Below are 8,383 nucleotides of genomic sequence, written 5' to 3'. Positions count from 1 at the left end.
ATTATGTCTGGTTGTGCTGTGCATAATGATGAGACAAGTATCGGTAAATTTGGTCTTGCATATAAAAGTAATATTCAGCGTAAACTCGATAACCAATACTACACCGAAGCCGAAGCTTCTTTAGCCAGGGGCAGAATATCTGGTGCAGAAAATATAGTAAAAAATGATGCAGCCCATTTCTGTGTTACTCAGGGCAAAAAAATGCAGATAGTTGACCTGAAGACAGAAGGTGCAGGATTACATGGCGTCGCTCGTCTGACATTCAAATGTGGAGAGTGAGAATATTTTTTGGTAAGCGTCAAACATGCGCGTTCTGGTTGTGCTTAGCCGGAACCTGTGCGAGCACGATGCCGTTACGTGAAAGGCATCGTGCTATGAAGGGAGATTCTATCGATGTGGTCAATGGAAGACGGTGACCAGGGATAGGGCTTATGCATAAAAAATAAGCCCGTGTAAGGGAGATTACACAGGCTAAGGAGGTGGTTCCTGGTACAGCTAGCATTTTATGGGTTATGTTTTTCAGCGAAACGGATGATAACCTTAATAAATACAGCTGTATGTGATCGGTTTCTAAGAATTTTCCATCCGGGAAAAATAATCGAAATTAATCACTTACCGTGGGGATTACGCGTGGTTTCCCCGGAGAAATTACGCATCAGCAGCGCGTAATTGAGCTCAAGATCCTGCGGGACCGGGAGCCACACAGTATAACCATCGCCTGGTGCTATCGGCATAGCTTCGCCTTTGGCGTTTTCCATGTGCTCAAGGGTAAAATTAATGTTGCCTTGCGGCGTCATCAGCTCAAGGCTGTCGCCAACGGAGAATTTATTTTTCACCGCTACCGCCGCGAGGTCCCCCTTGCGCTCACCGGTAAACTCACCAACAAACTGCTGGCGGTCAGAAACTGAATAACCGTATTCGTAGTTCTGATAATCGTCGTGAGTATGACGACGCAGGAAACCTTCAGTATAGCCACGATGCGCCAGACCTTCCAGAGTTTCCAGCAGGCTGGTATCGAACGGTTTTCCCGCAGCGGCGTCATCGATAGCTTTGCGGTAAACCTGTGCGGTGCGTGCACAATAGTAGAAAGATTTGGTACGACCTTCGATTTTCAGCGAATGCACGCCCATTTTGGTCAGGCGTTCTACATGGGCGATGGCGCGCAGATCTTTCGAGTTCATGATGTAAGTGCCGTGCTCATCTTCAAACGCGGTCATATACTCGCCCGGACGCTGGGCCTCTTCGATCATAAACACTTTGTCGGTTGGTGCGCCGATACCCAGCGTCGGCTCAACATTTTGCACCGGAATCGGCTCGTACTTGTGTACGATGTTGCCAACATCATCTTCTTTCCCTTCCTGAACGTTATATTCCCAGCGGCAGGCGTTGGTGCAGGTGCCCTGGTTCGGGTCACGCTTGTTGATATAGCCAGAGAGCAGGCAGCGACCGGAGTAGGCCATGCACAGCGCGCCGTGAACGAAGATCTCGATCTCCATATCCGGCACCTGATTGCGGATCTCTTCAATCTCTTCCAGCGACAGCTCGCGAGAGAGGATCACGCGGGTCAGGCCCATTTGCTGCCAGAATTTCACCGTCGCCCAGTTCACGGCGTTAGCCTGCACCGAAAGGTGGATCGGCATTTCAGGGAAGTGCTCACGCACCAGCATAATCAGCCCTGGATCGGACATAATCAGCGCATCCGGCCCCATTTCCACCACCGGTTTCAGGTCACGGATAAAGGTTTTCAGCTTGGCGTTGTGCGGTGCAATGTTGACCACGACATAAAACTTTTTCCCCAGCGCGTGGGCTTCATTGATGCCGAGCTGAAGATTTTCGTGGTTGAATTCGTTGTTGCGCACACGCAGGGAATAACGCGGCTGGCCCGCATAAACAGCATCTGCGCCATAAGCGAAAGCGTAACGCATATTTTTCAGCGTTCCCGCCGGGGAAAGGAGTTCCGGTTTAAACATAATTCTCTCGTTCTGATGACAGGTCAGATCCGCTTCACCTGATGAAGCGGTTAGGGGAGTGCCCCCACTTTAAGGGCGGGCATTGTAGCGCAATCGGCGGGTTTAGCTCCAGTGTAAATGTCTGGTGGCGTCCTGGTTTTGGTTAAGGATACGAATGACGATAATTTCCCCTGGTGATTGCAGGAAATAAATGACGTGGCGTTCAAAAGGAAGAACAAAAATACCTTCGCCTAATTCAGGTCTGGGCGTACCTATATTATTGTTACTCAGAATCTGGAGAACGTCTGAAAGATGTTCCACATATCTGTCGGCTTGTGGTTCGCCGAAATGGTGATAGCTGTAATACCAGATGCCTTCTAAATCCTCATTGGCTTTTGGCATGAGTTTAATAATACGCACATTATTTCCTTATCCCTGCTTTCACCTTCCGTAAGAACGCGTCCTTTTCCCACGGCTGAGCTTCACCACTACTCAACCCTTCTGCGAGCATGTCACGTAACGCTTGCAGGCGAGACTCTGCTTGCTTTTCTCGAAGTAATCGCAGTGACTCACGGATCACTTCGCTTTGGGTGCGATAGTCGCCGGATTCAATTAAGGACTCGATAAATTCACGCAACTCATCGCCGAGATCAACCGTCATCGTTCTGGCCATTTTACGCCCGCCTGTAAGTAAAAATCTTACATCAGTGTATGTCATAAACCGGATAGCGTCACGAAAGTATTAGAAGATATTTTGGCACATGAACATGTTCAGGAGGATAAGTATGGGATGGTAAACAAAGAAAGCACAACGAGTGCTCGTCAGTGCCCACTATTTTAATGGCGGCGGTTACTCTTAATTATTAATAACTAAGCGTTATTTGGATATAAAGCCGGACGCCAACAACCCACGCCCGGCATCGTAATTACGTATTGTCTTTCACCGTCTGGCTTGTGCCATTGGCTTTAACGGAGGCAATTCCGGTTTCACGAGATTGCGCGGTGGCGTACATCTGGCTGGAGCCGATAATTTGATGATTAGCGGCTTTCAGATTGAAATAGAATTTGCCGTTACTTGCCGTTTTTTTCTCATAGCGTTCTTCTTGCGGGCTGTTGCTACGCACCGACGCGATGCCCTTTTCCGCAGAGGCTTTTGAGGTATACAGCTCGCTGGTGAGGATAGTCTCACCATTGCCCGCTTTTAGCACAAACCGGAACTGATTATCACTGCTCTTACTGAGTTCAAACCAACCAGCCATAATGACTCCTTGATTGAAATTGCGTATCGAAAACAGCATCTAAAGGTGCTGTTTACCGATTAAAGTATGAGCGATTTTCTGATGCCTGCCAGGGCGGAGAGATAATGTCAGTTTGCTGACCATGCGTGGGATAATGTTGCCGGATCTGGTCTGAACGCCATCTCCGGCTAACAAAGTCATGTCGCTAAAACTAAACGATGCGGCAGGCGTCGGCTTCCCAGCGGTAACCGACGCCGTAAACGGCGCGGATAAATGACTGTTCGGCGTCGAGAGATTCCAGCTTGCGGCGCAGGTTTTTAATGTGGCTGTCGATGGTGCGGTCGGTTACTACGCGGTAGTCGTCATAAAGATGATTGAGCAAATGCTCGCGGGAGAACACTTTTCCTGGTTCATGAGAGAGCGTTTTCAGCAGACGAAATTCCGCAGGTGTCAGGTCAAGCATTTTACCGCGCCATGAAGCCTGAAAACGACCTTCGTCGATAATCAACGGGCTTTCAGCATCCTGTTGCTGCAACTCGCGCTGCGGTTTGCAACGGCGCAAAATGGTTTTGACGCGCGCTACCACTTCCCGTGGGCTGTACGGCTTGCAGATGTAGTCATCTGCGCCAATCTCCAGTCCGAGCAGGCGGTCGATCTCTTCGATTTTTGCCGTCACCATCACGATAGGAATGTCAGAAAAACGACGAATTTCCCGGCACAGCGTCAAGCCATCGATGCCAGGGAGCATCAGATCCAACAGGATCAGATCCGGTGGTGTCTGGCGCACATACGGCAGTACCTGATCGCCGTGGCTGATAAGCGTCGGCGCATAGCTCGCAGCACGCAGATAATCAATGAGCAACTGCCCCAGCTTCGGTTCATCTTCCACGATCAAAATACGCGGTGTGTTTTCGTCGATTGGTAACTCGGTCATACTTCTCTCTGTAAATCCCGTTCCAGCGGTAACTCTACTGTAATGCTTACCCCGCCAAAAGGCGAATGGGCAGCAATAATGCGACCATTATGTGCTTCAACAATGTTCAGGCAAATCGCCAGCCCCAGCCCGGAACCGCCGCTGGCACGGTTGCGGGAACCTTCGGTGCGATAAAAACGTTCAAACAATTTTTGTAGCTGATCGTCACTGACACCTGGCGCACTGTCGGCAAAGGTCAGGCGCACCGTTTTGTCGCGCTGCCCGGCAGAGATTTGCAGGCTGCCGCCGCTGTCAGTGTAGCGCAGGCTGTTTTCCAGTAAGTTATTGAATAACTGCATTAAACGGTCGCGATCGCCAAATACGGTAATACTGTCTGGCAGGGAAAATTGCAGTTTCAGGCCACGACTGGCGAATCGTTCGCGAAATGCGCCGCCCGCCACTTCCAGCAGTGGGATCAAATCTACCGGTGCTTTTTGATAGGCGAGAGCGCCTTCATCAGACATCGACAACTGATGGAGATCGTCAACCAGTTTGGTCAGTGTACCGACCTCCGCCTGTAAAGACGCCACCGTCTCCGGCGTGAATTTACGCACGCCATCCTGAATGGCTTCCAGTTCACCGCGCAGCACCGCTAATGGCGTACGCAGTTCGTGAGAAATATCGGCCATAAAATCGCGCCGCATTTGCTGGTTTTTCTCCAGTGTGCTGGCAAGCTGGTTGAAGTCTTGCGCCAGTTTGCCCAGTTCATCTTCACTGGTGGGCGTTACGCGGGTAGTGAAATCGCCCGCCGCCAGTTTGTGCGTGCCATCGACAAGTCGTTTTACCGGTGCCAGTAAACCGCGCGCCAGCAGAAAAGTGGCAAGTGCCGCGAGTAACGTTGCCAGGGCGACAATCAACCAGCTGGTTTGCCGCTGTTGTTTATCGAAATTGATATCAGTATTGCGCGTTAACCGCTCAACGGGGGAGGCGATCACCGCGCCAACTTCCGCACCGTTGACCAGAATGGGTCGCCGTGTACCGTCAGGTGGAATCGGCGCTCGCGGACCAACCAGCACTTTGTTGTTTTGATCAACCACCCAGAACTGGGTACGCCAGCCGTGCGGTGGCATACCCGGGCCGGGTTTATCTTCCGAATTATCGTGTTCAAATGAACGCAGGATCTGAAAGACAAAGCGATCATTGTTGCGCAGGAAGCGCCAGTTGCCATGCTGCGCATACTGCTCGCCAAGCGCATCACTTAACAGTTGTAATCGCTGTTCATTACCATGCTTGATGTAATCAATAAAGCCACGCTCAAAACTGATACGCACCGCCCAGTGCATACTGATCAGCAAGACAATGCAGGTGGCGAAAATCGCCAGAAACAGTTTGCCGGTAATACCAGGTCGCCAGAACTTCATTGCGCGCTCCTTTTTCGCCGCGAAATAGCTACATTTTGATGCGTATCGTTCGGCACTCTGGCAAAGATGAACGCTGGAAGGGCGATGATAAACGCCATGCTAAGCCAGGTGTACATAAAGACGGTTTGTGTGGTGCCGCTGTCGACGCTGACATGCTGCGAACCAAAAAGTCCCAGCAACAGCCCGGCGATGGTGACGCCGATACTCATCGACAATTGCATAATCATCGACAGCAGGCTGTTTCCGCTGCTCGCCAGATTGTCCGGGAGATCTTTCAGCGTCAGGGTGTTCATGGAGGAGAAACGCGTCGAGTTGACCATCCCTTGTAAAAACAGGACGAACGGCAAAACGTAGTACCAGCCCAGCAGAGCGGTAGTCATAAACAACAGGGTGACCAGCGACAGACCCAGCGTGGTCGCTACCAGTACCCGACGATAACCAAAGCGATTCACCACCTGTACAACAATTCGCTTCATTCCCATGCTGCCAAGCACCATCGGGATCATCATCAGTCCGGCATGAAACGGCGAGAAACCGAGGCCAATTTGCAGGAAAACCGGTGTCATAAAGGGCAACATGCCACTGCCAATACGTCCGGCAAAGCTCCCCGCCAGGCCCAGCGAAAAGGTACGAGTGCGGAACAGTTTCAGACTGAAAAGAGCGCGGTTGTTATTTCTGGCGTGCAGCAAATAAAGCACCAGTGCCACCACGCCAACTGCGACCAGGCCATCAATCGTCAGCGGCGATAAACCTGTACCTTTACTGCCGTCCAGCGCCAGGGTTAATACCGCCATGCCAACCGCTAGCAATAAAAAGCCGGAGAGATCGAAGCGCCGCGTCTGCATGGTATAGTTCGGCATTAACATCAATGTGGCGATCGCACCGATAATCCCCACCGGAATGTTGATCAAAAAGATCCAGTGCCACGACGCGTACTCCACCAGCAGACCGCCGAGCGCCGGACCGAGCAGCGGACCGACCTGACCGGGTAACGTGACAAAGGTCATCGCCGCCATATATTGCTCGCGCGGTACGATTTTCATCACCGTCAATCTGCCGACCGGCACCATCATCGCGCCGCCAACGCCCTGTAACGCGCGTGCCAGCAACAGTTCGTTCAGCGTGCCGGAAAGCGCGCAAAACAGTGAACCGAGAGTAAACAGCACGATGGCGGTAAAGAAAATATTGCGCACGCCGACTTTGTCCGCCAGCCAGCCGCTGGCGGGCAGCATCACCGCCACGGTCAGCACATAAGAGACAATGACCATGTGCATATGCAACGGACTTTCCCCGAGGCTTTGCGCCATTGAGGGAAGGGCGGTGTTTACGATGGTGGTGTCCAGCGACTGCATAAAGAAGCCGAAAGCCACAATCCACAATTGCCAACGGGTGCTGTCGGGAAGATCTGTCATTTACTCGGTTACCGTTTGTTTAGGTTTACGCGAAAAACGCAGCCGCAGACGGTCGAAAAAGAGATACACCACCGGCGTGGTATACAGCGTAAGGAGCTGGCTCATTACCAGTCCGCCGACAATGGTGATCCCCAGGGGTTGCCGCAGCTCCGAGCCGTCGCCGCCCGACAATACCAGCGGCAGCGCACCAAACAGCGCCGCCAGGGTAGTCATCATAATCGGGCGAAAACGCAGCAGACAGGCCTGGAAAATAGCTTCCTGCGGCGTCAGGTTACCGTGCCGTTGGGCTTCAAGCGCAAAATCGACCATCATAATGGCGTTTTTCTTCACGATGCCGATTAATAGCATGATCCCTATCAGGGCGATTAGGCTGAACGGGGCATTGAACAGCTCCAGCGCCAACAGCGCTCCAACGCCCGCCGAGGGCAGGGTGGAGAGAATCGTCAGCGGATGTACGTAACTCTCGTAAAGGATACCCAGCACGATATACACCGTGGCGATGGCGGCGATAATCAGGATCACCTGCGAGTTCATCGTCTCCTGGAACACCTGCGCCGTGCCGGCAAAACTGCCGCGCACCGTCGAAGGCACCCCAAGCTGGGTCATTGCGCGATCGATCGCCGCACTGGCGTCCGAGAGCGATTTTCCGGTCGGCAGGTTAAACGAAATGGTCGAGGCCGCCGATAATCCCTGATGATTCACCGATAGTGGGGCATTCGCCGGTTGCCATTTAGCGAAATACGACAGCGGGATCGCTTTGCCTTCGTTATTGATAACGAACATTTTTTCCAGCGCACTGATGTCCTGGGTATAGCGCGGATCCACTTCCATCACCACTTTATACTGGTTCATCGGCTGGTAAATGGTCGAGATTTGCCGCTGACCGAAGGCGTTATTTAACAGACTGTTGGCGGCTTGTACGTCGATTCCCAGCCGTGCCATGGTGTCGCGGTCGTAAACCAGATTCATCTCCGCGCCGTTATCCTGCTGATCGGAGTTCACGTCCGCCAGTTCCGGCAACGTCGCCAGTTTTTTGCGGATTTTCGGCTCCCATTCGCGCAGTGCCGCCAGGTCGTCGGATAACAACGTGTACTGGTAGCTGGCGTTCGACTGACGCCCACCAACGCGAATATCCTGTACCGCCATCAGGAACAGATTCGCCCCCGGTTCTTTCGCCAGTTTTACGCGCAGACGGTCGATAATTTGCTGCGCCGTTTCGCTGCGTTCGTCGCGTGGCTTGAGGGTGATAAACATCATCCCGCTGTTCACTCGCGAACCGCCTGTAAAGCCGGTGACATTATCCACTGCCGGATCGTCACGGATAATTTTCATGAAATCCTGCAACTTACCGCGCATCGCCTGAAACGAAATACTCTGATCCGCCTGAATCCCGCCCATCAACACGCCAGTGTCCTGCTCCGGGAAGAAGGTTTTCGGGATCGAGATATAC

Annotated in this window: 8 protein-coding genes and 1 pseudogene; 1 reads left to right on the top strand and 8 read right to left on the bottom strand. The window is 52.3% G+C overall.

Annotation, left to right across the window (positions count from 1 at the left end; genetic code table 11):
- Positions 1-279 (top strand): protein YegR (gene yegR, locus QZF50_RS21110; RefSeq protein ID WP_135118210.1); only part of this gene is annotated, 279 nt, incomplete at its 5' end.
- A gap of 329 nt (positions 280-608) precedes the next feature.
- Here the strand turns inward: yegR and yegQ are convergent.
- The 8 genes and pseudogenes from yegQ to mdtC all read right to left on the bottom strand — a co-directional run.
- On the bottom strand, positions 609-1,970 hold the full coding sequence (gene yegQ, locus QZF50_RS21105) for a tRNA 5-hydroxyuridine modification protein YegQ (RefSeq protein WP_000476011.1): 1,362 nt from the start codon (positions 1,968-1,970) through the stop codon (positions 609-611).
- A gap of 102 nt (positions 1,971-2,072) precedes the next feature.
- On the bottom strand, positions 2,073-2,369 hold the full coding sequence (locus tag QZF50_RS21100; RefSeq protein WP_001220181.1) for a type II toxin-antitoxin system RelE/ParE family toxin: 297 nt from the start codon (positions 2,367-2,369) through the stop codon (positions 2,073-2,075).
- Between the two features lies 1 nt (position 2,370).
- Positions 2,371-2,667: a type II toxin-antitoxin system ParD family antitoxin gene (locus tag QZF50_RS21095; protein ID WP_001307279.1), complete on the bottom strand. Its 297-nt coding sequence runs from the start codon at positions 2,665-2,667 to the stop codon at positions 2,371-2,373.
- Between the two features lie 208 nt (positions 2,668-2,875).
- Positions 2,876-3,208 (bottom strand): YegP family protein, encoded by a 333-nt coding sequence (locus QZF50_RS21090; protein ID WP_000929408.1) that lies wholly within the window; start codon positions 3,206-3,208, stop codon positions 2,876-2,878.
- A gap of 190 nt (positions 3,209-3,398) precedes the next feature.
- Positions 3,399-4,121 carry a two-component system response regulator BaeR gene (gene baeR / locus QZF50_RS21085; protein WP_000137869.1) on the bottom strand — a complete coding sequence of 241 codons (723 nt, stop codon included), beginning with the start codon at positions 4,119-4,121 and terminating at the stop codon, positions 3,399-3,401.
- Complete coding sequence (baeS, locus tag QZF50_RS21080) at positions 4,118-5,521, bottom strand: two-component system sensor histidine kinase BaeS (RefSeq protein ID WP_000675150.1); 1,404 nt, start codon at positions 5,519-5,521, stop codon at positions 4,118-4,120. Before baeS ends, baeR begins: the two co-directional genes overlap by 4 nt.
- Positions 5,518-6,933 (bottom strand): MFS transporter, encoded by a 1,416-nt coding sequence (locus QZF50_RS21075; protein WP_000130898.1) that lies wholly within the window; start codon positions 6,931-6,933, stop codon positions 5,518-5,520. Before QZF50_RS21075 ends, baeS begins: the two co-directional genes overlap by 4 nt.
- Positions 6,934-8,383, bottom strand: a pseudogene (gene mdtC / locus QZF50_RS21070) (multidrug efflux RND transporter permease subunit MdtC); the annotation flags it as partial. It lies immediately after the preceding gene.

It is taken from the genome of uncultured Escherichia sp. (assembly GCF_948475835.1).
Lineage (GTDB): Bacteria > Pseudomonadota > Gammaproteobacteria > Enterobacterales > Enterobacteriaceae > ECMA0423.
This window is presented reverse-complemented; position numbering and strand designations above follow the sequence as displayed.